This is a genomic window from Shimia sp. (assembly GCF_965227725.1).
In the GTDB taxonomy this organism is placed as follows: domain Bacteria; phylum Pseudomonadota; class Alphaproteobacteria; order Rhodobacterales; family Rhodobacteraceae; genus Shimia.
This window is the reverse complement of the sequence record NZ_CBDDGH010000005.1, coordinates 727,431-752,106: the sequence shown is the minus strand read 5'-3', so window position 1 is coordinate 752,106 and position 24,676 is coordinate 727,431. Positions and strand designations below refer to the sequence as shown.

The window sequence follows — 24,676 nt, the reverse complement described above, 5'->3', positions numbered from 1 at the left end:
GACACACAGTCTATATGGGTCTGCTGTGAGGACTATCTCTGCACTCATAGTCGGGGCTTTTCGCGCGATCAGCTATTGGAGCTTTTAGGCCCCAAGGCCACCATGAGAGACATCATGTGGCGAATGATCTGCTCCCAATGCGGGCGTAGGCCATACAGCATGAGGCTGGTGACCAAATAGAGCGTCAGGTGTCGTCGCCCTGCTCCGGTAGCGCCTCAGAAAGCCGCTCAAACGCCTGACCGGTGGCCATCAAACATGTCGCCCCGTTTGGCATGGTCATGGTAATGGTCCAACTGCCTGTTTCCTCAGAGGCGAAGATTTCCACCATGGCTCCCTGCGCACCAAGCCCAAGGGCCTGACGGGACTCGCCATACTTCTCCGCAAGTCGCTCCACCACCTTGTCACGGGTGGCGCAGTTTCGCGCGGTCTGAGCTGCGACAGGGCACGCCAACAGGGCCGCCAGAGCGGCAATGATCATCCGTTTCATGGGAAGTTCCTTTCTGCTGTGAGATCAGGTCTCTTCGTCGGGCAGCTCAAGCACGTACCCGCCGCCGTAGAGCGTCTTGATGGTGGGGCCGCCCTCGACTTTGCGCAGAGCCGCCCGCACATGCTTGATCACGTTGCGGATATCCCGCTCCCGCGTCGCGCCGTTGAAGGCATCGATCGCGTCATCGATCTGCACGTGATCCACGGGCTTCCCTGCCCGCTCGCGCAAAAGCCAGAACGCAACCGCTGGGCCGCGAGACATCCCAAAATCATACTGGATTTGGAGAATGGCTGACCTGTCGCCATCAAGCAGCTGCATGGACTTAGCTCACCTCTGTGAAGCCCGTGGGCGCTGCATGAGCCCAATCACCGGAGGCAATGGCCAGTGTCATCTCGTCCGCAGAGTGGAGGCTGACCATAGGGACAAGCTGCGCCGTGTTCATGCCAGAGATATCAACACCACCGACGCCGGTTGCCGGGTCAGCCCCTGGGGTGTTGTTCCAATCACCGGATCCGTTCTTGCGCATCCACAGCAACGCCGCCGCGCTATCCCATGCGATTTGAATGGTGTCTCCAACGCGCACCTGTGCTGCCATGCTGATTGAACCGCCGCCAGAGAACCGCAGGTTTTTATCCACCCAGCCGGATTTTTGCGTGCCATTGCCGCCACCGTTCTCCGGCGATGAGGTGGTGCCGAGGCCAGCGAAGAACACTGTGCTTGGGCCGGTGTTTCTGACCTCCGCATAGTTCTTGGGATTGCTGCTGACCGTATCAACGCGGGGATAGTGCAATGAGCCGTCCGTGTTGGTGGCCACTGTGTTGTTCTCGGTATAGGCCACACCACTCGCGTAGAGAGACGGATCAAATCCGATAGCAGAGCCGCCTTGCGTCGGGATAGCCGTGACAGTGACCGTAACCCGGGCCACGCTTTGCGCGCTGCCATCGGTGACGATGTAATCAAACTCATCCTGCCCGACAAACCCAGCATTCGGAGTGTAGACGATCCGGCCATTGGAGATCGCCACCGCGCCATTGCTTGGAGAGGAGATGGACAGGTCGATGCTCAGAACGTTGTTCTCAGGATCGCTGTCGTTGGCCAGAACATCAATTGTGATGCTGTTGTCCTGCTCCACCGTGCCGGCGTCATCGGCGCCAACAGGAGCGTCATTGACCGCAGAAACGGTGATATTCACGGTTCCGGTGTCTGTGCCTCCGTTACCATCGGAGACGGTATAGGCGAAGCTGTCCGCGCCGTTGTAGTTGGCGTTTGGCGTATACGTGACCGTGCCATTGCCATTGTTGACCACTGTGCCATTTGAAGCAGCACCCACAGCCGTGACAGTGAGCGTGTCATTCTCCGCATCGGTGTCGTTGCTGATAAGGTTGATTGTGACTGCGGTGTCTTCATTCGTTGTCACAGCGTCATTCACTGCCACCGGTGCGTCGTTGACTGGCGTTACAGTGATGCTCACAGTCGCCGTGTCACTGCCGCCGTTGCCGTCCGCGATGGTATAACTGAAGCTGTCAGCCCCATTGAAGTTTGCTGCTGGGGTATAGGTGGCGGTCCCGTCGCCGTTGTCGACCACCGCGCCGTTGCTTGCATCGCCAATGGACGCCACAGACACGGTGTCACCATCCAAGTCGCTGTCATTGATCAGCAGATCGATGCTGACCGGCGTATCTTCGGCTGTGGTGAGGCCATCATTGGCAGCCACCGGTGCGTCATTCACAGCGCTGACGTTGATTGTGACCGTCGCCGTAGCTGTCCCGCCATTCCCATCGGCGAGCGAGTATGTGAAGGTGTCTTGGCCATTGAAATTTAGTCCAGGCGTATAGGTGACGGTGCCGTTTCCGTTATCTGTCACGGTCCCGTCAGACGCAGATCCAATCGACGTGATTGAGAGCGTATCTCCATCCAGATCGCTATCGTTGGAGAGCACGGCGATAGACACTGCTGTATCTTCTGCGGTGCTGGCGGTGTCATTCACGGCAACCGGTGGGGCATTGGCCCCGACCGCCACAGATACTGTCCCGACATCAGTCCCGCCAAAGCCATCAGCCACGGTGTATTCAAACGAAGCTGCACCTGTGAAGCCGGTGGCCGGGGTAAAGGTCACGGTGTTTCCAGAAAGCGCAACCGTCCCGCCTACCGGATTTGCAACCGCGGCCACTGAAAGCGCATCGTTTTCAACATCCGTGTCGTTGGCGATAAGATCTGATGTGGCAATGTTAACCGGCGTTTCAAATGGCGTGATGAAGCTGTCAGCCAGAGCTACCGGCGCATCGTTATAGGGGATCACGTCGATAGTTACTGTTGCGGTGCTAGTCCCACCGTTCCCGTCTACAACGGTATAGGTAAACGTATCCTGGCCGTTGGCATTTGCATCAGGGGTGTAAGTCACCTGTCCCGCATCAATGGCCACAGTGCCGAAGCCGCCTTGTGTGACGGACTGAAGCGTCAGACTATCGCCGTCAGGGTCACTGTCGTTGCCGGTCACATCGACTGTCACGCTTTGATCTTCATTCGTGCTCGCGCTGTCACCTGCGGCAGACGGATCATCATTCACCGCGTTGACCAAAATAGACACAGACGCGGTGTCCGTGCCGCCTTTGCCGTCAGACAGGGTGTAGGTGAACGCATCAGGGCCGTTGTAATTGGCCACCGGCGTATAGGTCACCGTGCCATTGCCGCTGTCGACAACCGTGCCGTTGCTGGCAGGTCCGATATTGCTGATTGTGAGGCTGTCACCGTCCAGATCTGTGTCATTGGCCAAGAGGTTGATCACCACTGCCGTGTCTTCATTGGTCGTGGTGGCATCGTTAACCGCGATAGGCGCATCATTGACCGGCGCGATGTTGACTGAGACCGAACCGCTATCGGTGCCGCCATTCCCGTCGCTGATCTGATAGGTGAAACTGTCCGACCCATTGAAATTGGCATTCGGCGTGTAGGTAACAGATCCGTCGCCATTGTCAGCAACAGACCCATGGGAAGCCGCGCCAAGCGTGGTGATGGTGAGCGTGTCCCCATCGAGATCCGTATCGTTGTCAATGAGGGAAAGAGTGACGGCCACGTCTTCATTGGTGGTTGCGGAATCATCATTTGCCACCGGTGGAGTATTGGCACCAACCGTCACGGTGACACTGCCGGTTTCGGTGCCGCCATTGCTGTCAGACAGCACATAGGTGAACGATGCCACACCAGAAAAGCCATCAGTTGGGGTGAACGTCACATTGCCAGCGGCAAGAGAAACCGCGCCCCCTACTCCGCTTGACACAGAGACCACAGACAGGCTGTCGCCGTCCAGGTCACTGTCATTGGACAAAAGCGCCGAGGCCGCGAAAACCAAAGGTGTCTCATAAGGCGTGGCAAGGCTGTCATTTGCCGCAACAGGGGCGTCATTCACCGGCGCGACGGTCACGCTGACAGTCGCGGTGGATGCCCCACCCTGCCCGTCCGAGGCCGTGTATGTGAAATCAAAGGAGCCATGTGCATTGGCGGCGGGCGTGTAAACCAGCTCATTTGCGACGATGGCCACCGAGCCGCTCGCGGGCTGTGTGACTGATTGAATGGTCAGCGTGTCGCCGTCAATGTCGACATCATTGGCCAGCGCATCGATGGTCACCGCTGTGTCTTCATTGGTCGTGACTGTATCATCCTGAACAGTCGGCGCGTCGTTCTGCGGCTGGACGGTCACGGTGACGGATCCTTGCGCCTTGTCCTCGCCATCGCTGACCGTAAATTCAAATTCGTCCACACCGCCAAAATTGACGTCCGGGGTGTATTCGACTGTGCCGCCGGTCAGCGAAAGGTGGCCGTGCTCCGTCTCGACAACGTCTGCGGTGGATGGATCGTCAAAGTCGCTGCTCACACTGGTGACGGTCAGCGGATCGCCGTCTGCATCGCTTGACATGCCCAGCAGGTCGATATCGACAGACCGATCCTCTTGGGTAGTTGCCGCATTGGCTCCAGCGACAGGAGCCGTGTTGACCGGCTCAACATAATCAGCCGGGTTCGGCAGCAGCACATTCCCAACTGTCACTTGCTGCACCGCAGGACGGATTGTGACCAAAACAACTTCACCACCAGATTGATCAAGGGTGACCTCTGCGGCTTCCGCCAGCGCCTCCTCAACAAAAATCTCAGTCATCGTTGATACCCGCCAGAACTTCGATGTCACCCTGCAAGATGGTTCGTTGCTCATCACCTCTGCGCCATTCGATCTCATAGATCACACGCGTCCCGGGCGTCACATTTCGGAAGGTATCAACGTCAATAGGGATGGTGATGACGCCCGCAGCAGCATCCACGGTCAACTCAGACGCAGACAGAGACAACTTGAGCTGCATCTGATTTTGCCAGTACGCGAAGAAATGGACATCAACGCCAGAAAGCCCCAGCAAAGCCGCATCTCGCACCCCGCAAACAATGCCCTTGGCATTGCGCACCGTCCCTGTGTTTCCCTGCTTCACAGCCTGATTTCGCGTTGGGATGCTCATAGATCACTCCACTGTGTTGCCCGTTGAGGCGTTTAGAATTTCGTCAATCGTCGCGAGCTTGCCGTTGGCACAGAGGCGGCCAGCATGTTCCGCCACCAAGGCATCCGAGATCTGCCCTTCGTCTTGCGGGCGCGGCCCCAGGTAGCCGGGGCATGCTTGCAATAGGTCAGGCGGTACATTGTGCGGCTCAGGCCTGAGCGTCGGCTCATTGCGCGGGGTACAGCCGGTCAGAAGTAGAACGCAGCAGATCAGACAAAGGCGCATCGCGTCCCTCCATTTGTTGAAGCTCATTGCGGATTTCTTGGAACGCGCGCTCTTGATCGGCGGCGCGCGCCAGATGGGCGCGGTGGACCGCAGCGGCCTCTTCCGCACGCTCAAGACTTGCCTCTGCGGCGATGCGGGCGGCGCGCTCAAGCTTAAGGGCGGCTTTGTCGGTGGCGTAATCGCGCACCAGCCAAATCAGCCCGATAACCGCCAGAGCAGCCCCGCCCCAAGTGATCGCCCTGATCACACGAACACCTTGGATGCTCCGCGAAGGATCGCATCAGCCAAAAACACCATTTCGTCATGCTCATCTGTAGCCGCCAGCCCTTTGGGTGATGAGCCGAAGAAAGGCTCAATCAAGATCGCAGGTGCGCGCCCCACGAACAGGCTTTTACCGCCGCGATCCGTCCGTGAGACGGTCTTCAAGCCACGATCACGCAGCCCAAGTGCATCAAGCATTTCACGCTGCACGGCCATCGCAAACTGTCGTGACAACGGCGTGCCGCTGGTCAGCGTTTCTGTGCCGGTCGCGCTGGTGGTGCTGTGGCTGTTGAAGTGCAGCTCACAGGATGCCTCTGCCCCCCACTCATCCACTTGACGGTAGACCTCGCGAAGCTCGCGGCGATAGCTGCCCACATCCTCGCGAAAGAAGGTTTTCACAAACATGCCCGGAAAGCGGCCGGCGCGATCTTCGATGATCTCTGAAAGACGGCTGTTCCAAGAGAATTCCGTTTCACCCGTATCACGGCGCACAGCTCCTTGGGCGCGGGCGTTGTGCCCGACGACAATGGCCAGTTTCATGGCAATCTCCGATGTCAGAAGGTTTAGTGAACGATGGCGGAGAAGGCTCCAACGCCTCCCCAAATGAATATCGCAACCACAAAGCCCACACGCAGCGTATGCCACATGTCGGCGCTAGGCGTTTCTTTGTCTCGACGTAGTGGCTTTCTGGACATCAGTCCTCCTCCACCAGTTCTTTTCCCTCAAGGAAGCGCTCGATCATCGTGACAGCAATTAATCCAACGATGAAGGAGGCCGCGCAAAGCGTACCAAGCGCCCCGGACATATGCTCCGGCAGCTCACCGACCCATGGGCGAACGAGATAGGGCGCCAGGACCCCAACTCCAAAGGCCGTGACCGAACCAATAAAAATGACCCGCAAGCCCTCACGCCACGAGGTCCGCAAGGCTGCCGAGCGTACCGCACCGCCAAGCGCACCAAAGAATGCCAAGATCGCGCCGCGCTCACTAAACACCTGCTGCCAGAGGCTTGGATCGTTATTGCTCATATGCCCACCCTTTACGCATTGTCGCTTCTGGAAATTTCCACCCACAGTGAAAGTGAGGCGTCGTAGATGAGCTCAATCGCATCAACCACTGTATCGAGCGCAAAATCACCGTTGAGGCGAAGGTTGCCACCGCCGTCTTTCAACGTCACTGTTCGAGCATTGTCAGCAGCCCTAAGCAGAACGCGCATGCCGTCGTGGCCACCGGTCATCGAGAACAGATCATCGGTGGCGGCATTTGCCTCAGTATCAAGCGTATGGTAGCTGCGACTGACGTCGACACTACCGGCTGCAACCGAAAGCTCAGTGGGTGGCAAAGGCGTTGGAGCCCCCAGCACAAAATATTCCCCGTCGATCATTGAAATCTGAAATTCGGAGAATGGTGGGATTTTCTTGGAGCCTTTGACCACGCGGGCAGTGGACAAAGTGAGAAGCGCGCGCCCTTCGTTGCGGAGCTTGAAGCTCTTACCTTCAAGGATTGTGTTGTTCGGCAGCCCCGGCGTTCCAGTGCCCGCCCCATCAAAGGTATAGCGCTCGATTGAGCTGCTCACACCAATCAGCGGGTTCTGATCTGTGTGTGCCTTGGCTAGGCCCAGCCAATCAGTTTCAACAACACGCTGGGTATTTGTCCCCAGATTGTAGCTGCCGTTGTAGACGTTGCCTGAAAGATTGATATCGACGGTCTTGAAGGCTTCATTGCCGACATCGATATTGGTGCGCAGAATATCGACACTGTTCTCACCGGCTTCAAAGATGTTGCCATTAAGCCCAACGACCTGCGGAACACCCGGAGCGCATTCCAGCTCGATCAACGATTGCTTATTGCCATTGGCATCGGTGCCAGAGCCATCGCCCTGCCAAAATTTGTTGCCACCGATGATGTATGAGCTGGGATTGCCAAGCTGGATCTTGATGCGTGGCTCTGTGTCGTCCTCGAAGTAGTTGTCCAAAACCGAAACATTCAGGCCCGCCACAAACTCAAAATAGTGACCATTGAGTGTGCCGCCGTATGGGTGATTGCCTCGGAACACACCGCCGCTCGGCGTTTCCCAATAGATCGCATTTACTTGGCGACCATTGCCATAGAAGTAGTTGTCGATCACCCATGCATCTGTGTTGGCATGTGTGCCTGTTACGGCATAAATCCCATACCGGCAGCCGTAGAAATAGCAGTCTCGGATCTTGTTTTCGACTGAATAACCTTGGCCGTTCAGCGCAATGGCTTTCCCGTGATGGCACTCAAATCGGCACTCCTGCACCATCGACTGATAGCCTGTGTAAGACAGGCAGGCGACCAACGGACCATCGTGATTGTTGCGAAACTGAATGTTGCGGAATGCGTTGCGCCACATTTGCGTTGTGGAGTAAAACAGCGGACCATTGAAATCGCCAAAGAACCCTGCTGACCACTTCCCCCCACATTCCATGCTGACCCGGGATTTCATAGCGACAGGCGCTGTCAGCCTGTACAGGCCACGAGGCACCAAGACATATTCATCGTTTGCGCAGGCGTTGATCGCGGCCTGTGTGGGGGCGGTGTCGTCAGCAACACCATCACCCACTGCCCCGAAGGCTTTCAGGTTATATGCCCCAGATCGGAACGGCAGCACCTCGAAAGCCTGACCTCCGGCGTTTGTGATATGACCTCCCGATGCCACAGCGCGATAGGCAAAGCCCTCCTCAAGCGTGCGAACAATGGACCCGTCATCGTAGGTATGAGACGACGCCAAGAGCACGGACAGCATAAGATAGCCGACGCCCCCCTCAATGACCTGCCCCCAATCTCGGATTTCTGCTTTGCTTGGATTGTGGCCAGATCCATCACGGAAAATTTCGGCGGCTCCACCATGTGGATACTGCATCTCATTGCCTCTCTATTTTTGGATAATCATGCGATGGTGGCGCTCACCGGCCCTGCATCGCTTAGGTTTGGCACGTTGGAAACGTTGATAGACCTCACGGTCCAATTGAAGGTTCCGGATCCGCTGTTGTCGATGAACTCAAAGAAGGTGTCTGGCCCGACCATTCCGGCATAGAACGTCGCAACCAATGTCCCATCCCGGTAAACTTCTGTTTGCCACAAAGACGCGCTTACCGAGCTTGTCATGGACACCGTTGCAGATCCGTCTCCATTATCCGCAATATTCAGCCCTGTAGCCGCCGATGGGGGAGTGGACGCAGCAACAGCAATGACGTTTTCTTGGACCACCTCCGGCCCAACCAAACCGCCCGGCGTTACCCAGGCAAACCACAGGTCATAGCCATTCCCATCAATAAGGCCGACGACGTGATGATCGTTCGCACCTTCCCCGACCGCAACATCAACCCACGCCCCTGTTCCTGCCGGCGCATATTTCAAGACCGGTGAGAGCGCATCGCTGGGAGGCGCTTGCCAAGCGGTCGCAATACCCGCGCTAAAGACATTTTGCGAACTCTGAATGCCTGCGCCAGCCGCAGCAAAGTTTTCCGGCAGAGGTATGCCAGAAGGCGTGTCAGGCGGTGGCAGCTCCTGCACAGCCCCCTGCTCGTCTAGCGCCAGAGAAAATGCCTCATCTTCGATCTTATGCAGCGTCAGCGCGACCGCCCGCAGCATGCCCTGCTCAAAGCTCAGATTGTGCTCTTTGACTTCAAATTTCCCCGAGATGCGCAACTCTGGCACCTCAACAGCGATAACGCTCTCATATGCGGCTGGCAGAGCAGCAGGCTTACACACCAGCCGCAATCTCTGCTTGGGATTGTCACGCCCCATTTTGACCTTCATGGCCCCACGGGTCTGCCTGTGGCTTGGAGACATAAGCGCCTGATAGGCCTCACCGGCCACTAGCTCCTCGCCATCTGCGGCAATGCGCGCTTCATCGCGCCAAGCCTCTGCATCCACTTCGACATGGCTCAGGTCATGGCTCACAAACCGACCGGGAAGAACGTTGTATCGGTCGAGCCCATCCGGGCCAGCGTCAAGATTAGCGACCTCAAGCAGATGCTTGTATTGCAGGGTAAACTCTGCGTCCCGCTCACGTGCAAGCTCTATGCTCACCTTGCCATTTGGCTTTAGCCGAACCTGTCCACCGCCTGCGCGAAGCATGCGATTGAGAACTTCCTGAGGCTTTTCGTTCAGTCCGTATGAACCTGTCACCCGATAGCGCGCCTCGGTGCCCCCAGAGGCGAGCGGAACCTGCTCATCGCAAAGATCTGCCTCTTCGGAGATATTGCCCCAATCCACCGCATTTGGGCGATTAAAGCCGTCATCGGACGTGATCAGGTCCGCAATCGCCAGGGCAAGGTTCTCACTGAACGCGATCGCACCGGTTCTCGGGTCATAGAGCTTCGAGGTTTCGGCCAACGCAAATAGGGCGGGCTCATCCGCCGGATACATACCCCGAAAATGCTGGGCCGCCACGCTCTCGCAGACGATCAGGCTTGTCCACTGCCCGTCAAGGCGATGGTTCGGGCTCCACTCAGGCCAAATGTCGGTCAGCTTCTGGTAATGCGCCTCAGGAACGCGGCCCAAACGTGAGAGGATTTGAACCCGAGACCTGCCATACCCTTGATACTGCAAATCTGTCACAAACCCGCTGCCATCTAAGTCAACAGGCTCGTTGTTCAGATAATACTGGAGGACACGGTTAATCTCTCCATGCCCATGCACCATCAGGCGATAGCTAGAGCCGTCATTGGCCCGATGGAACACCACATTGGCGCCGGTCTTTGTCACCCCCACGTGCTTAAGGCGCGGGCCGGTCGCGGTCTTGCTGTTGGTCTGTACGTTCTCAGGGGTGATGTTTGGCACGTCCGGGGCAAGAATAGCATTGGCCGCTGAGCTGAGCAGCAACGTGCCGCCAAGGTTCACGAGGTTTCCGGCCAGAGTAAGCCCGCCAACTGCCGTAGTAAGTGGAATACCAAACAGCGTGATCGACGATCCTAGAGCCGCAGGCACGACAGCCGCAATCGCCGCTACCATGACCAACCTCTGATTTCTTCAAAACGCTCTGCGATCATCAGGCTGCCGTCCTTCTTCTTTACGTGAGCGCGCCCCGACATGATGACCGCACAAATCGTTTGGTCCGCGATCCGGACAATCGCCACGCCATCGCCAGTCAGAGGATCAAAGCGCTCCATTCTGGGCGCAATCAGCGCCTCTAGGCCACCTGCCTTCATGATCACACGGCGGCACCCGAACCATGTGTTGTAGGTGCCCCTGAGGTCCGCAGCTGGGTCAAAGCCTGTGCATGCGAGAGCCGCCGAGGCGCACCACAGCGCACAATCGTTCTGACCCCACTCGAAAGGCTCCGAGAGGGTGTCTGCGATGAAATCTGAGAGGGTCACCAGTTGGTCCAAACAATCAGCCGGCCACTTTCCGTGACGAACTGAAATCCTTCATCTGTCGGATGTCGGCGCTTCTGGTCGAAATAGGTCTGCATCCCATAGGCTGGCACACCCTTTCGCGCCAGAAGTCCCTCACAGCCCAGCGTAGCGACGGCCCCGCCATTGCCGAACTGAACGTTCATGCGGTCCATCAAACCTATGTCCATGGCGAACGGCAGGCCCAAAGGACGACCCTCTGTAAAGATCTGGCCATAGAGCCCATAATCCCGGCTGCGGTACTCTGAAACGTCTGACACCAGCTCCACCAGCTCACCGCGCCAATCGCCTTCGATCATCTGGTCTTTCGGCATGCCGAGGCTGTATTCGCGCAAGGGGGCGAGTTGCCCCTGCCCGCCGCTGAGGTCAGGCATGCCCACCAGCATCCCGCCGCCCGCGCGCCACTCCTGCCCCTCCAAATCGGTGAAAGGCACTGTGCGGTTGCTTATGCGAACCGGGTAAGTGGCAAAATCGAAATGCAGCATCACCGCGAACTCAACAGCCTCGCGCGCCAAGGCGTCCATGATTGGGCCATGAAACTCTGCGGGCTGGTGCTCAAGAAAGGCGAGTGTCACCGGTCAAAAGCCTCCACCACATCCACAGACATTGGCCGATTAAGGCGCCCGTACTGTGTGAATGGCTCCCATCCGCGATCGGCCTCCAATCGTACCAGAAAAGTCGGCTCAGAGAATTTGACCAGAGTGCCCGCACTCACCGCTTCCCGAAGTGGCGGCGAAAATGTGATCTCACCAGAGTCATTGCTTTCGACCTCATACAGAAAGTCATTGATAGAGAACCGCGCGCCAACGGTGGCGTTCCGACCGATATATCCGCCAATTTGGATCTCGCTTGCATCCTTCGGAGCATCAACAACAGCAGTTGGCTCGTCATTCTCTGGCAGTGCAAACCCAGATCCGTCGCCAAATGCCGCACCATCAGAAAAGGGGATATATCCTCTCGCAACGTCCTCCGCGCGCACATTTGCCTCAGCGTAGAACCGCGCCAGATCGCCCAAATAACGCACAGTGCCAACATTACAGAAGGTCAACCGCAGCAGGTTGGCGCGACCACGCAATCTTGTACCCACAGACCGGGCTGCAAGTATGTCTCCACCAAACAGATGCGCCAGATCGAGCTTGCCGCGCCAGATGCGGTTTTCGGCGAACATGATTTGCTCACGCCCATCAAGGCCAACGCCTGCCGAAACGGTTTGGCCATGGAGCCAGAAATTCTCGTTTGACCGTCTGTCACTCAGGCTCTGAGGTAGATCGATGATAGCCATTACTTGCGCTTGTCCATCTGGGAAATCTGGTAGTTGTTCTGCTGGATGCCGCCTCGGACGACCTGCACGGCCACGTCCTGAGCTTCGGAGCGGGCTATGGCGCCGATCTTGCCGTCATCATTCACAAAGACTTCGACTTGGACGGTGCCCATGGGCTGCGCTGCGCCAGGCATGGAAACACTGCCACCCTCCGGAACAACAAGCTCACCTTTCTTGAGGATGGCTGGCACTTCACCCGGCTTCAGTCCTGCTATTCCGCCTTGATGATAGCGCGGAGCACCCGCCCATGTAGATGAAGAGAACGATCTCCCATGCCCATAACCGTCGCGCCCAGCAACACCGCCGCTGTGCAAAATGCCGGGGATAATTTTACCGCCAAGCAATCCGCCAGATGCGCCTGAGCCACCAAACGCGCCAGTCATCAGCCCGGAGATATCAAAACTTGAAGCGACGTTGCGAATAGCCATCCTGCTGATGTCAGCAAAGAAGGCGCGCAAAGCATCTTTACCGCTTCCCGCACCCGTCACGAGACTGGCAAACGCATCCTCAAAACTGCGCTCCATCATCTGCGCCATCTTACCAACCTCAGTGGCGCCCTCTTTCAGAGCGTCGATTGCACGATCTCGCACGTCGCTGGTGATGATTTTCGGGAATTGACGGTGCAGCTCGTTAATACGCTCAATTTCGATGGCGTAGCGCTCAGCTTCGGTACGCGTGCTTCGATATAGGCTCTGCGCTTCACCTAGAGGCTGCTTGCGCTCCCTGTCGGCCTTTGCGCGGGCGCCTTTTGAAGGATCCTTGTAGTTTTCGAGGAACTCGGCAGCTTCCGCTGTCTGGATGTCGATCGCTCTTCCGCCATGAGAGCGTGGGTCAGAGCCACGACCTGAATAGACTTTACCAGACGGATCTCCGTTCAGACCTAGTCCTTGATCACCAAACGAAGCCAAACGCTCAGCTAATCCAACTGACACGCCTAATTGCTGAGCAAGCTCGGCGGCAGCATCTACAGCTGGCTGAAGAGACAAAGGAATATTGCTGCTGTTTTCTGATATCTCATCGACGGCCTTCGCTGCCTGCTTGAACCTCTCAGCCGCCTGACGAGACAGATCGTCGGCCTTGACCAATCCGTCCAAAACCCCTTGGTCAATCTCAGTTCCTGCTTCGGTAAGCAGGTCGCGAACTAGCGACAAGCCATCTGCTACTCCTGAGAAATCCCCCTCGGCAACCGCCCCCTTCAATGCATCTCGGGCTGTGTTGATCTGGACGAGCAGGTCTGGATCAATCTTGATCTCGGACGCGAGATCTCCAGAGGATTTTAAATCGCCATTTAGCAGGGCTAGTTCTTCGCGCATCTCTGCCAGCAGACGGCCCTCAGATGGGTCAACGATTACTCCCAGCTCTTCGCGCTGCGAAATGCTTGCCTGCATTCGCGAGACCTCATTTGCAAGGTCTAAAATCTCTTGGCGCGTGGTCTCAGCTACTGCCCCGCCAATTCCACCAAATACCTTTTCAATTTCAGCCTGAAATTTGTCACCAAGCGCACTATCCAAGACTTGGCCGACCTCAACCTTGGCGGCTCTAACTTCAATGTCCAACAACTCCTTTTGGAGCTCTCGTACAGCTTCGCTTGCCTCCCCATACTTCTCAAGGAGCTCTCTGAGCCCCCCGGACGCAAGGTTAGACATCGCCTTGTCAACTTCTGACAACGCAACCATCGCAGCCGATATTTTGTCAGTGAAAGTCTTTGTTTTCTTGCCTGCCTCTTCTGAATCCTCACCGATGCTGAATAAGCCTGCTGCAACAGGTATCGCCAAAGCCGATACGGTCCCAAGCAAAGGCCCGACCACCCCCAACGTCCCACCGAGGGCGGCAAAACCACCCAGAAGCTGGGGCAGCTGCTGCCCCAGTGCGCGGCTAGCGCTTGTACCGCTACCCATTTGGACCGCGATGTCGCCGATCTGATTGGCCGTGTTTTGAAGAACGAAGCGACCAGCCCCGGAAACATTGGTTACGCGCTGCAAGCCGACGGCCGCACGGTTTGAATTGGCAGCGATCTGCTTCCCCGCCTTACCCCAAGCAGCCTCTGCACCCCGCGCCGATCTAACCGCGGCCTTCCGCCCCTGCTCCATCTGACGCTCAAACTTGCGCAGCGAAGCTTCCATGCGAACAACAAGAGAGTCTTCAACGGAACGGGTCATGCAGTCTACTTCTCGGGCTCATAGCGACGGAGAATGTCTTCAAATTCTTCCTCGCTGATGTGTGGGATTTTATCTTCGCTGCCAGCGTTGAATCCGCGGATCATATTCACGAAGTCTGCATACTCCATCGCCCGTAGATCGAGCGGGGACATGTTGAACACCTGACAAATCTGACTGACTTCAGAGAACACCATCGGGCCTTGCGGCTCGGTATCTTCGTCGCTTTCAGTAGGCTCAATCCCTGCCATCAAGGCGGTCAGGATTTCACCAGCAAGAGCCGCGTTCTCCATGTAAGGCCGCAGGTCGAAGTGGCCTTTGATCAGCATGTCAGCATCGACAATCCGCTCACCGCCGCCGATCAGCGCAAGGCGAATTGTGTGATACACGTAGGCCGCCTTGAACTGCCCACCGATCACCGCCAGGAAAATCGCACCGATGCCCTCGCCAGCTGCCTGTTCGAGATCCAAGACCTTCCCGAAGTCGAGCCGGAAGCACCGAGGCTTTCCGGCCCATTCACGAACAATTTCCGCCATCAGGTTGCGTCAGCCCATACGCGCTGACCGGCGCCACTGATGCTTGCCGAGAACGACACCTTGCCGCTGCTCTGCTTGTTGATCTCAAGTTGCTGCAAAAATGCAGGCAGCGTCCAATGGCCGCCGTTGTTAGCGGCGCTTTCATCGATATTCAGCCGGATGTTTTTCTCAGCGCCGGTATCCGCCCATGCACGCCACGTGGGCCAAGACTCCATGGCAACCATACCAGCAATCGTGACGCTGGTATCTTGGCTTTCCAGATGGCGCACGATCGCAGCCGGGACGTCCAGAGGATTGTCGCAGTCCAAGACCACGTTTTCGCCGAGGTTGTTGGTGAGCGTCACGCCGAACGCGTTTGCGCCACAGGTATGTGCAAATACTTCTGGATCAGCGCCGTCGCCAAGTTGAATGACCAGCCGTGTGGTCTGTTTTCCCGTTCCCATTTCAATCTCCTTGATGCTTGGTTTCTGGGTCGAAAAGCACTGCATCCCCACGATTGATGAGGGCCTGTGCGGTCTTCTTTGGAAGGTTCAAAGGGTCAGGCTTCGCCTTGAATGACTGCGAAACCGCTGAAGACACGCGATAGGTCGTGTCGTTCACAATAGTGACTTTCATGCGAAGTTCCCTCTTTGATGAGCGGACTTAACTCTCGCGGATCGCCTTGCTGATCGCGCGAGAAATGCGGGATCTGACGTTTTTCCGGCGCACCCGCCAAACTGGGTAAAAGAACGGGTTTGCAGGCATATCCTGCGTCCCAAATTCCTGAAACCAAGCGTAAAACGCATCTCCTCCGCCTGCAAATATCGTGATGCGCATCGCGCCGTACTCGCGGCCGCCAACGGTTCCGATGGTCAGAGTTCCAGCCGGGGCTTCCCCCCAGGTCCATCCGATGGAAGCCGCGAGAACACCATCATCATATGGCGCGCGCGACCACATCTCTTCGACGATGTCAGTGGCGGCGTCTTCCATCGCGGCGCGCACATTGATCCGCGCGTTTTTCGGGATCGCCTTCCAGCGACGATTGAACCGGTCAAGACCTTCAACCATCAGGCTTCTTCGATATCGGCCATAACGCTGATGACGCCGTGAGCAGTGAGGCCATCGCGATCCAGAAACACGCGCATGCTCTCAACCTCGACCTTCACAAGACAGTTCGTCGCGAGTGACAGATCCGCCAAGTGAAGCGCCGACTTCACAGCATCTGCGATCTCCTTGCACGGTCGAAGCCGCCCCCCATCGCGGGACCAAATATCGATCTGGATCGTCTCTTCTCGCCCGGAAATGCCTTCCATGTCATCGGGGCTCATATCCATCGGACCAAATGTGATGCACGGATACTGTGTTTCGTCGGGACGACCGTCGAATACCTTTTCACCCACCAGTGCAGAAACGCCGGCGTCCGCGATCAAGGTGCTGTAGATCAGAGCTTGCAATTCCACGGAAGCACTCATTGAGCCACCCCACTTTCCACGGTCAAATAAACCCACTTTGGGTCAGTGATCGCGTCAACTTCACGGATGTTGTAGGCCTCGCTTCGACGTGTGTCGCGCATGCGCCAATCCGCCTTAATGACCCTTGATGCATCACACTGCCGGACTTTGATTTTATAGATTGCGCGCCCTTCCAACCGTGCTGCCGAAACGGCTTCTGATCCCCGCGAGTAGATGAATTTGGCGCGACAGGAATAGCGCTGCGCCCATTCTCGCTCGTGACCGCCAGAGCCATCCGGCGAAAGCACCGGAGCATCGAAAGCTACGTTTTCGCGCATCATACGCGGGTCCACCGATAGTTGCTGATGAGGCTCATGACCGATGCACTGAGATCGCCACTATCGCCTGACCGGTCCTCATACAGGCGGGTGACAATCTGATGAATTGCAACCCTGATGGGTTGGGGTACATCACCCGCTCCGCCAAAGCCCGCAGTGAACTCAACCCTAACCGGCGCCCGGTTGCCGGATTCCAATGCCGCAAACGAAAACCCAGACGAAATCACAACGAGTGTTCCAAGCGGCGCGGGATAGAACTTGATGCTGTCGGCTGGAATTTCCCGCTCCACACCCTCGGCGTCATCATACTTGATCGAGACAGCCGATACGTCTGGAACTGGCAGCAAAAACTCCCGCTGAAAGCATGGGAAGCCCTGTTGCCACGTTTGGTTGATAATGCAACGCCCCAAGACACCGCTGTATCCGTCAAGCTTTGCCATAGCCGCATCGATGTAACCAAGGATCAGCGCATCGTCTTCGTTGAAGTCAACAACGGCATGCTCCTTGCAATCGTGAACGGTGATGGGGTGCTCGGATGGGGGAGTGATCAAAATGGGGCGGAACATATATTTCTAGTCCTTCGATTTTGAGGACGGCTTGCCATAAGCGGCCGGGTCCAGACCGCGTTTCTTCGCTTCCTCGGGGGTCATTGCGCGGCGAGTTTTCGGCTGCTGAACCTGGTCTTTGTCCGTTTTTTGCGTTGCCATTTTCTGTCTCCTGAGAGGGGTAAAGTCCGCCCCAGGATGGGACGGATCAATTGATTTACGCGTGCCGCAAGACACGAAGGCCGCGAGGATCGATCACAGCACCGCCCACACGCTTGGTGGTGTAGAACAGAACTTTTGGTTTTGCTGTGAACGGATCACGCAGAATCCGCACACCCCAGCGATCCATGATGCGGTAGCCGCGCTTGAAGTTGCCAAAGCCGATCGAAAGCGCGCCGCTGGTCATATCAGGCATGTCAGGCATTTCAGTCAGCGGATGAGCCAGCAATTGAGACGGCTGGCCCGCCTGACTGGAGGGCTGCCACAGCTGGCGGCCATCACCATCGCGCAACTTCCGCACTTTACCCATGCTTTTGCGGTTCATGATGAAACGCGCGCCAGCCGAGTAAGAAGACGGAATGTCGTAGATCATGTCCAGCAGTTCGTCTTCGGTGACTGCCTGAGCGCCAGCCGCCGAAAGAACCCCAACAGCGCCCAGAGGATTGCGGTTTGCGTTCACACCACCGGTTGCGAAACTCAGGAAGCCTGCGGGCTTGTTGGTCCCATTGCCTGCAACGAAAGCTGCGCCTTCCTGTTCTGCGAACTCGGTATCGACTTCGCCAGCAAGCCAGGACTCCAGGTTGATCTCAGAATCGTCCAGCATCTGTTGCGTGGCGCCCGGGTTGGCGTAGATTTCGCCATTGCCCAGAGTGAAGGCAACAAGGGTTGGTGTGGTCGTTTCTGGGCGTGCGTCAGTCTCGCCCACCCAGCCGGAACCGGTGCCGCCTTGGTTGATCAGGACAGTAAACCCAGATTTGCCGACCTTCTGAACATCAGCGATCTGCCGCATCGGCGACACCTCGGACAGGCGATCGATGATCGTGCGGTCCCACTCTGTAGGAGCGAGATAGCCACCTTCATCGTCGGCACCTTTGTTCAACGCTGCCTGCACATCGCCTTTGCGCATGTGTGCCCGGAAGGACTCGCTGTACTCAGGATCACGCTCGCCTTCAGCGCCGCCATTCATTTCGAAAGCAGCCAGCTTGGCGTTGGCTTGATCCACAGCGGCCTGCAAATCCGAAACGCTGGCGTCGATGCGATCAAACTTTTCGGTCGTGACGACATCATCGAAGCGGTTTTCCACTTCTTTGTCTTTTTCAGCCTGCGTGTCTTTGTAGGCCTGCCAGTCCTTCTGCAGATTGGTCAGGATATTCTTCATATCGCCGGACGCATCAGCGCGCACGGCAACGATCCCGCGAGGCTTCGCGGGTGCGGAATGCATATTCATAATGCTTCTCCTTGGTTCAGATTTTGAAAAGGCCCTTGGCGAGAGCCGCGAGTTCGCCAGCGTCGTGCGTAGCGGTTGGAGCAGCGTCCGGCTTGCCCCCTTTTGCGTCAGACAGAAGCGCACGGCGTTCTGTCCTTGGCATTCCAGATTTAGCGAGGAGCGCGTCGATGCGTCGTGTCGCGTTGACCCCCTCCATCGCCTTGGCTTTGGTTTGGTCCTCGGTCACAGCATCCGCTGGGAGGAAACCATCAGCCAAGCCCACCTCAACGGCTTGTTCGCCGTTGAACCAGGTCTCGTCATCCATCCATGCAATAACCTTGGATTTCTCATCCCCAGAGCGAGATGCATACAGCGTCGCCATGGCATCATCAAAGGGCTCAATCGTTTCAGCCGCCTCAATGAGATCATGCCGGTTGCCTAGAGCGATGGTCCAGGCATTGTGGATCATCATGAACCCAGTTTTGCCAATCTGTATTTCATCGCCAGCCATCGCGATTACTGAAGCGGCTGATGCGGCGAGACCGATCACTTTCACTGTAACTTTGTGAGGGTGCGCTCTCAGCATGTTGTAGATGGCGATACCGTCAAAGAAGTCGCCTCCCGGGCTGTTGATCTCCACAACAACGTCTTGTGAGCCGATCCTGCGCAGTGCAGCCGCAATACGCTCAGAAGTCACCCCTCGACCGGTCCAGTAGTCTTCGCCGATCACGTCCAGGATTGTGATGGTGTTATCGTCGCTGTCACGCGCTTGAACGCCAGCATTCCAACGCTCCAACGCGATGGGATCAGCCTCAAAAGCGCATACTGAAGGCAACTTCTTGACCTGGAGGTCAGGTAGATCACGAAGGCTCATTTTTAGCTCCTTTTCCTGTAAGCCCCGGTGGTGGAGGCGGTGCCGCATCGATTGCTGGAAGATCCATGACTTCGCGGACCTCTTGCCATTCCATCCAAGGCTGATGGCCGCCAGAACCGAGCGCCTTGGCGAAAAACTCCGCCTGATCCTTCATCGACCCGCGCAGCAGCGCACCGGGGTTGAACTTGGCTTCATAGAGATCCGCCTCCCGCTCCGTGAGCAAATCCCGCTCAATTGCCTGCTGCCAAGCTTCAAACCACGGATTGAGCCCATATCTTACGAACAACTGACCAAGGACATCGATGCCTGAGCCCCAAGATGTATCGTCCATCCCAAGCAATGGACGGGGAACACCGAATGGGCGTGCGACCTCTTCAATTTGGTGCTTGCGGTTCTCGATTGCCTGGCTGTCTTTGTTGGACTGGGCAGAAGGCTGAAGCTCCATCCCCTCCTCCAGGATCTTCCACTTATGGGCACCCTCTGCGCCTGCGTCCTCGTTCATGCTGGCTCGAAGACGCTCATACGCTTCGGGGCTCAGAGTTCCCGGATGTTTCAACGCGCCCCCAACGATCATCCCGTTACGGAACAAGCGGGCCGCTGCTTTCTCAGCCTGCAATGCTAGGCCGATAGCCTCTGCGGATTGTTTCACCAGCGAGATGCCGGAAATGCCGTCATCAGAAAGCCCGTAGCGAAGATGGAAGACCTCGCGCTGGGGCAGAACCAACGGAGACTTATCTCGGCGGTCCAGGCGGTATTCGAGAGACCAATCATCGCGCTGGCGCACGGTCACATGCGCCGGATTCATCGGGATCAAATACAGCAGCTTGTTGCCGCTGTAGACCTTTCGAGCATACGCGTCACCATGCTGCAACGCCCTCTGCTCCAGCAAAGTGCGAAATTCGAAAGAAGTCTGCCAGGGGTTTGGCCTTCGGTGAAGAAGCCGAAACAACGGGTGTTCTGTGGCGTTGCTCTTGTCATCTTTCCTCTGAAGATGAAGCGGCAGCATGCCTATAGAGAAGGATATCAGCGAAACACAACGAATGATGGTTGTGTTTCGCATTGCGGATTTGATGGTTACGGTCTCACCGCTTTCGGTGAGGTTGCCGCCACCGGTACGGATGAACTCATAGAGCGCAGGGTCATCAAGGCCGTTGAATGCTGCAAGGTCGCCCGCCATAGATTTCACCGACGAATGAGATGCCGCCTGCGGTTCGCTGCGGCGGAAAATGTTAAACACGCTCATTCAAGCTCCCTCACACGGTACGAATGCCGTGGTTTTCATAGATGCTCGGCTCATTTGCCTTCACCTTCACCCCCTCAGAGGCGCCGGTGGCCATCGCCAGTGCGATCATTCCATCCATCCGGCCGCGCTGCCGTGACTTGTCGAACATCTGGTTTCCAATCGCATCCGTGCGGATCACAGTGTTGGCCGCGCAATATTGCGTCAGTCGGTTCGTCTCGATCACGATATCGCCGGTCAAAACCTTGTCGGTTAGGCGGGTGATTGAATGAGGCATGCACAAATTGCGCTCGCCAAACGCGACTTTCGTACCCTGCGAATGGCGAACAACCTTAAGCCCCTCGCCTTCCGGCTCCTCTGGCCCCTCGTAAACCCAGACTTTCAGACCGATCTTCTCGCAGGCGTCTCTGAATTTTTCCCAGAAAGAGGGGTCAATCGTAAGGCTGTCCACATCATGCTTTGAGACCAGATCCTTGATCTGCATTGCGACAAATTCGTAATCGATGACTGCGGACTCAGTGACGCTTAGCTCGCCCTTTTCGACATAGACCTTGTAAGGGATGCGATCCAATGTGGAGCGCCGCTCAAGACCGCCCGGCGTGGTCCAGTACCAGAGCTTTGCGGCAAGCCTGTCATCCACACCCTTAAAGACCGCGCCAAGAGCCGTGAGGTCGTTTTTCTCCGAGAGGTCCAGCGACAGAAAGCACTTTTTGCCCTCAATATCCTGCTCACTGACCTCGCCAATGCACTTTCGCCACTCGGCCTCATCCACCCAAAATCCGCTGGAGCCAACGGGAATTCCGAAATACAGGCGCGATACAGTTAGCCGTTTGGCTTCATCGTTCCGAGCTGTGTTTACTTGGCCTCTTACGTTGTCATAACCGAAGGTTATCCCAAGGGCTGGCATTGCCTTGATCCAGCACTCTTCATCTTGAAAGGGATCATCGTCATCATCGACCCGCGCGATGTATGCAAACGCCTCATCATCATCAAAAATGCCTTCAAGTAGGCGCTGATAGTATTCTGATTTCTCTGTGCCCACGATCTGATCAATCGCAGGTGTATTTGTTCCCAACAGCATGAAAGCTGAGCCCGCTTTCTTTGCAATCCCGGCCTCCCAGAGCTCAATGGGCTTCACCGACTGAAATTCGTGAACCTCATCAGCGATCACACAGTCTGGCCGCGGCCCTGAAAGGCTGTCTGTTGTCGCCTTTGCTTCGAAGAAAGAGCTGTTGTGAGGGAATTCAATCCTCCAGGCATTTTCACCTTTGCCGGAAATACTCACATCGCCGCGGGCCTCTAGGCTTTCTCCCATCTCCGGAATTTCCGCCCGACACAGCGCGGCCCCATCCTTGAAGGGGATCTTCGCCTGATCAAGCTTGGAGGCGATAGCGTAGCATTGCGCTCGCGGTATCTCTCGAAAACCGCAGATGTAGAGCGATATGCCGCCCATCAGCGGTGATTTCGCCTGCCCTTTGCCAGTTTCAAGCCACCCAGATCTGAACCTAAGACGCCCATTTTTGTACCAGCCAAATAGCGAGCCAACGACAAACTTGTGCCAATCCAAGAGGTGGAATGGTTCGCCCGCCTTTGCTCCATCCGTGATGGTGAACATCGCCGGGAAGAACTCGATTGCCTCCTGCGCAGCGTCATAGTCGAAGTAGATCCCTCGCTCCGGACCAGCCTCCAAATCTGAGAAATGGCGCTCGCATGCCAGCTTGACGTATTTTCCCGCCACAATTTCGCCGTCGAGCACCTTTCGCGCATATTCGCTAGTTGGGTCCAAGTCTGCCAAGGAACTTCTGTGCCGGCGCTTTTGTGTTTGGTTTTTTCGGGGCTTCATCACTCTTTGGAACCGTAAGTTTCAACGCCTCTTCGAGCTTTAGGATTTGATCTTTGATCTTTTGGAGCGCGGACCATTCGCCACTGAAAACGTCGCCACCATTTGGCCCGACTTTGATGGGCCCATGCTCGGACACGATAGGATAGAGAAACTCGTATTCAACGCGCTCCCTTACCAATCGGTCGATTATACGTTTTCGCTGCTCGTTTAGCTGGCCGTTCGCATCAAGCGCTTCGCAAAGCGCCTTCCATTCGGCGTCAGCAAATTTGGCACGGGCTTCGCCGTCTTCAGCTTGGGCAAAGAGGCGTTTGTAAACCGGCTTCTTCAATTGACCCCCACCCCCCTTTGAAAACTGATCTGCGCGAAAATGAAGCTTGGGCGCGGGTAGCGGCCGACCGACCCTGTTGCACTTTTACCACCCCCCCCCTGCAGCTGGCTGAGGGCACCGCATCAAGCCCGAGATGGCTTACCACCGGGACCACCCACTGACCCGTCCAGCGACACGAACCTGAACCTCATCTTCTCCGAAGCGATCCAGTCCGCACCACGTGGCGTCCACTGACGTATGCTCCGCGCCTTGTCCTCGATCCGTCTACATTCCCTATCGTGGCAGTCCCTACAGACGGACCAGAGGTTGTCAGGCTCAAGCTCTAGGTCTGGCCTAAGATCATATGGCCTGATGTGGTCCACTACTGCTGCTGTCTTTTGACGCCTGCCCTCACGGAGAACCACGCCACACATCTGACAGGTCCAGTTGTCTCTGATTAAGATCTTGGGGCGCAGCTTGCGCCATTGCCACGTTTGGTGGATGGCCACCATGCCCTGAGGTTATTGAGTTGCACGCACGGCGGCATCTGAGAGGAGCACAGAGCCGGAAAGGTCAGCGTTGTCCATAAAGGCGATGCCAATGCGGAATGTGCAGCCAGTGAGGTCTTCCGGCGCAGTGTAGGGGATGGAGAACAGCTCTGCGTCCATGTTTGCGGCTACCTGCCGATATGGGAGCGCACCGTCAGTTGAGGGCGACTGCATAGCTGTCAGGTATTGGTTGCCGCCCGACAGTGGCAGCAGGAGTTGAGAAAACACACCGATGACGCCCTTGAGCCCCGCAGTTTTCAGGCGGAAGGACGTGTAGACTGTTTGGCCCGAGGTTAGGTCGATGCTTGACTGGTTGTCGCGGAAGTACAGGGCACGGCCTGAACCCGATGGAGCGCCTGACAGTGAGAGCGTCTGCGTGCCTCCTTGAGCATCGAGCAGCGTTTCGCAGGCGATTTGCTCAGTGCCGGTTTGCGCATCCAGAAAGCGCCAGCCTGTGGCGATATTGCCCGCGATGTGTCCGCTGTTGCTTGTGCCCTCGTTACCCATGAACTGAGGGGTGCTGAGCAGGTTTGCGCCAAGGGAGGCGGGCGATAAACCTTCAGCTTGGAGAGCTTCGCGCAAGCCAGCTGCGACCACCCCAGCGATCTCGACGCAACGATCTGTGTTGGGGTGGGTGCCGTCATCAGCATCGTTTAGAGCGGAGTAATTCAGTCGGTGACCGTAGAAATCAAAATCAACGATGCCAGCAACAACACCCGCGCCTTTCAGGTTGCGCAGCCAGTTGTTGAATTGTGGCCGGATCGCGTACTGAGCGTCAGCCACGGCGCCACCCTCTGAGATGCGCTTGCGCTCCAGAACAGTGCAGCAAACGATCTTCCTGCCCTCAGCTGTCAGCGCCCGGATCAGGTTCTTGTAGTCGTTGATCATGCTCTCAAGCGTGGTGTCTGGGCGGGACAGGTCGTTGATACCGCACTCAACAAGCACCCAGTCAGCATCGGTTGCAATCACATCACCAACGCGCGCCAAGCAGTCGGAGATCGTCTCCCCGCCTACGCCGTGGTTGTAGTAGTCCAGGAACCAAGGGCCGAGCAGAGACACAAGCGGGCCGGAGATCCAGCGGTCAAAGGTGCGCAGGTTGTCTTTGTCCAAGCCGGTATCGATCATGCTGTCGCCCAGCATGGCAAGCTTTTGAGCCATGGGAACCTCTATCGGTCTGTGGTGGGTCGGCATCGCGCCGGGTTTCTTTTCGCCTCATGC

The 24,676-nt window shown here is 56.8% G+C and carries 28 protein-coding genes; all 28 read right to left on the bottom strand.

The window, feature by feature from the left end:
* Positions 1-184 precede the first annotated feature (184 nt).
* The 28 genes from ACO07T_RS14005 to ACO07T_RS13870 all read right to left on the bottom strand — a co-directional run bounded on the left by ACO07T_RS14005 (position 185) and on the right by ACO07T_RS13870 (position 24,616).
* Positions 185-487: a hypothetical protein gene (locus tag ACO07T_RS14005; RefSeq protein ID WP_422049930.1), complete on the bottom strand. Its 303-nt coding sequence runs from the start codon at positions 485-487 to the stop codon at positions 185-187.
* A 24-nt stretch (positions 488-511) separates the two neighbouring features.
* Entirely contained in the window at positions 512-805 is a 294-nt protein-coding gene (locus ACO07T_RS14000; RefSeq protein ID WP_422049929.1) for a helix-turn-helix domain-containing protein, read from the bottom strand.
* Between the two features lie 4 nt (positions 806-809).
* Positions 810-4,637 (bottom strand): beta strand repeat-containing protein, encoded by a 3,828-nt coding sequence (locus ACO07T_RS13995; protein ID WP_422049928.1) that lies wholly within the window; start codon positions 4,635-4,637, stop codon positions 810-812.
* Positions 4,630-4,986: a hypothetical protein gene (locus tag ACO07T_RS13990; RefSeq protein ID WP_422049927.1), complete on the bottom strand. Its 357-nt coding sequence runs from the start codon at positions 4,984-4,986 to the stop codon at positions 4,630-4,632. The genes ACO07T_RS13995 and ACO07T_RS13990 overlap by 8 nt, the downstream gene beginning before the upstream one ends.
* 205 nt (positions 4,987-5,191) lie before the next feature.
* On the bottom strand, positions 5,192-5,497 hold the full coding sequence (locus ACO07T_RS13985; protein WP_422049926.1) for a hypothetical protein: 306 nt from the start codon (positions 5,495-5,497) through the stop codon (positions 5,192-5,194).
* The gene (locus ACO07T_RS13980) at positions 5,494-6,051 is read right to left on the bottom strand and encodes an N-acetylmuramoyl-L-alanine amidase (protein WP_422049925.1); all 558 of its coding nucleotides are present in this window, start codon (positions 6,049-6,051) and stop codon (positions 5,494-5,496) included. The genes ACO07T_RS13985 and ACO07T_RS13980 overlap by 4 nt, the downstream gene beginning before the upstream one ends.
* Positions 6,052-6,205: 154 nt before the next feature.
* Positions 6,206-6,538, bottom strand: a complete 333-nt coding sequence (locus ACO07T_RS13975; RefSeq protein ID WP_422049924.1) for a hypothetical protein — start codon at positions 6,536-6,538, stop codon at positions 6,206-6,208.
* A gap of 11 nt (positions 6,539-6,549) precedes the next feature.
* Complete coding sequence (locus ACO07T_RS13970) at positions 6,550-8,397, bottom strand: glycosyl hydrolase family 28-related protein (protein WP_422049923.1); 1,848 nt, start codon at positions 8,395-8,397, stop codon at positions 6,550-6,552.
* Between the two features lie 26 nt (positions 8,398-8,423).
* Positions 8,424-10,493, bottom strand: a complete 2,070-nt coding sequence (locus ACO07T_RS13965) for a hypothetical protein (protein WP_422049922.1) — start codon at positions 10,491-10,493, stop codon at positions 8,424-8,426.
* Positions 10,487-10,858 carry a DUF6950 family protein gene (locus ACO07T_RS13960; RefSeq protein WP_422049921.1) on the bottom strand — a complete coding sequence of 124 codons (372 nt, stop codon included), beginning with the start codon at positions 10,856-10,858 and terminating at the stop codon, positions 10,487-10,489. The genes ACO07T_RS13965 and ACO07T_RS13960 overlap by 7 nt, the downstream gene beginning before the upstream one ends.
* Positions 10,855-11,469, bottom strand: a complete 615-nt coding sequence (locus tag ACO07T_RS13955) for a hypothetical protein (RefSeq protein ID WP_422049920.1) — start codon at positions 11,467-11,469, stop codon at positions 10,855-10,857. Before ACO07T_RS13955 ends, ACO07T_RS13960 begins: the two co-directional genes overlap by 4 nt.
* Positions 11,466-12,176 (bottom strand): hypothetical protein, encoded by a 711-nt coding sequence (locus tag ACO07T_RS13950; RefSeq protein ID WP_422049919.1) that lies wholly within the window; start codon positions 12,174-12,176, stop codon positions 11,466-11,468. Before ACO07T_RS13950 ends, ACO07T_RS13955 begins: the two co-directional genes overlap by 4 nt.
* Entirely contained in the window at positions 12,176-14,374 is a 2,199-nt protein-coding gene (locus ACO07T_RS13945) for a hypothetical protein (RefSeq protein WP_422049918.1), read from the bottom strand. The genes ACO07T_RS13950 and ACO07T_RS13945 overlap by 1 nt, the downstream gene beginning before the upstream one ends.
* Before the next feature lie 5 nt (positions 14,375-14,379).
* The gene (locus ACO07T_RS13940) at positions 14,380-14,907 is read right to left on the bottom strand and encodes a gene transfer agent family protein (protein WP_422049917.1); all 528 of its coding nucleotides are present in this window, start codon (positions 14,905-14,907) and stop codon (positions 14,380-14,382) included.
* Complete coding sequence (locus ACO07T_RS13935) at positions 14,907-15,350, bottom strand: phage tail tube protein (protein WP_209065643.1); 444 nt, start codon at positions 15,348-15,350, stop codon at positions 14,907-14,909. The genes ACO07T_RS13940 and ACO07T_RS13935 overlap by 1 nt, the downstream gene beginning before the upstream one ends.
* Before the next feature lies 1 nt (position 15,351).
* The gene (locus tag ACO07T_RS13930) at positions 15,352-15,522 is read right to left on the bottom strand and encodes a hypothetical protein (protein WP_422049916.1); all 171 of its coding nucleotides are present in this window, start codon (positions 15,520-15,522) and stop codon (positions 15,352-15,354) included.
* 27 nt (positions 15,523-15,549) lie between these two features.
* The gene (locus tag ACO07T_RS13925) at positions 15,550-15,954 is read right to left on the bottom strand and encodes an HK97-gp10 family putative phage morphogenesis protein (RefSeq protein ID WP_422049915.1); all 405 of its coding nucleotides are present in this window, start codon (positions 15,952-15,954) and stop codon (positions 15,550-15,552) included.
* Complete coding sequence (locus ACO07T_RS13920) at positions 15,954-16,346, bottom strand: DUF3168 domain-containing protein (RefSeq protein WP_422049914.1); 393 nt, start codon at positions 16,344-16,346, stop codon at positions 15,954-15,956. The genes ACO07T_RS13925 and ACO07T_RS13920 overlap by 1 nt, the downstream gene beginning before the upstream one ends.
* Positions 16,347-16,354: 8 nt before the next feature.
* Positions 16,355-16,678: a phage head completion protein gene (locus ACO07T_RS13915; protein ID WP_422049913.1), complete on the bottom strand. Its 324-nt coding sequence runs from the start codon at positions 16,676-16,678 to the stop codon at positions 16,355-16,357.
* Positions 16,675-17,241, bottom strand: a complete 567-nt coding sequence (locus ACO07T_RS13910) for a head-tail connector protein (RefSeq protein ID WP_422049912.1) — start codon at positions 17,239-17,241, stop codon at positions 16,675-16,677. Before ACO07T_RS13910 ends, ACO07T_RS13915 begins: the two co-directional genes overlap by 4 nt.
* Positions 17,242-17,247: 6 nt before the next feature.
* Positions 17,248-17,382 (bottom strand): hypothetical protein, encoded by a 135-nt coding sequence (locus tag ACO07T_RS13905; protein ID WP_422049911.1) that lies wholly within the window; start codon positions 17,380-17,382, stop codon positions 17,248-17,250.
* Positions 17,383-17,437: 55 nt separating this feature from the next.
* The gene (locus ACO07T_RS13900; protein WP_422049910.1) at positions 17,438-18,667 is read right to left on the bottom strand and encodes a phage major capsid protein; all 1,230 of its coding nucleotides are present in this window, start codon (positions 18,665-18,667) and stop codon (positions 17,438-17,440) included.
* 16 nt (positions 18,668-18,683) lie between these two features.
* Complete coding sequence (locus tag ACO07T_RS13895; RefSeq protein ID WP_209065649.1) at positions 18,684-19,520, bottom strand: head maturation protease, ClpP-related; 837 nt, start codon at positions 19,518-19,520, stop codon at positions 18,684-18,686.
* On the bottom strand, positions 19,507-20,763 hold the full coding sequence (locus tag ACO07T_RS13890; RefSeq protein WP_422049909.1) for a phage portal protein: 1,257 nt from the start codon (positions 20,761-20,763) through the stop codon (positions 19,507-19,509). Before ACO07T_RS13890 ends, ACO07T_RS13895 begins: the two co-directional genes overlap by 14 nt.
* Before the next feature lie 10 nt (positions 20,764-20,773).
* Positions 20,774-22,555: a terminase large subunit gene (locus ACO07T_RS13885; protein ID WP_422049908.1), complete on the bottom strand. Its 1,782-nt coding sequence runs from the start codon at positions 22,553-22,555 to the stop codon at positions 20,774-20,776.
* Complete coding sequence (locus ACO07T_RS13880; protein ID WP_422049907.1) at positions 22,533-22,931, bottom strand: P27 family phage terminase small subunit; 399 nt, start codon at positions 22,929-22,931, stop codon at positions 22,533-22,535. The genes ACO07T_RS13885 and ACO07T_RS13880 overlap by 23 nt, the downstream gene beginning before the upstream one ends.
* A gap of 122 nt (positions 22,932-23,053) precedes the next feature.
* Positions 23,054-23,344, bottom strand: a complete 291-nt coding sequence (locus ACO07T_RS13875; RefSeq protein ID WP_422049906.1) for an HNH endonuclease — start codon at positions 23,342-23,344, stop codon at positions 23,054-23,056.
* Between the two features lie 87 nt (positions 23,345-23,431).
* Positions 23,432-24,616 (bottom strand): SGNH/GDSL hydrolase family protein, encoded by a 1,185-nt coding sequence (locus ACO07T_RS13870; RefSeq protein WP_422049905.1) that lies wholly within the window; start codon positions 24,614-24,616, stop codon positions 23,432-23,434.
* Positions 24,617-24,676 lie beyond the last annotated feature (60 nt).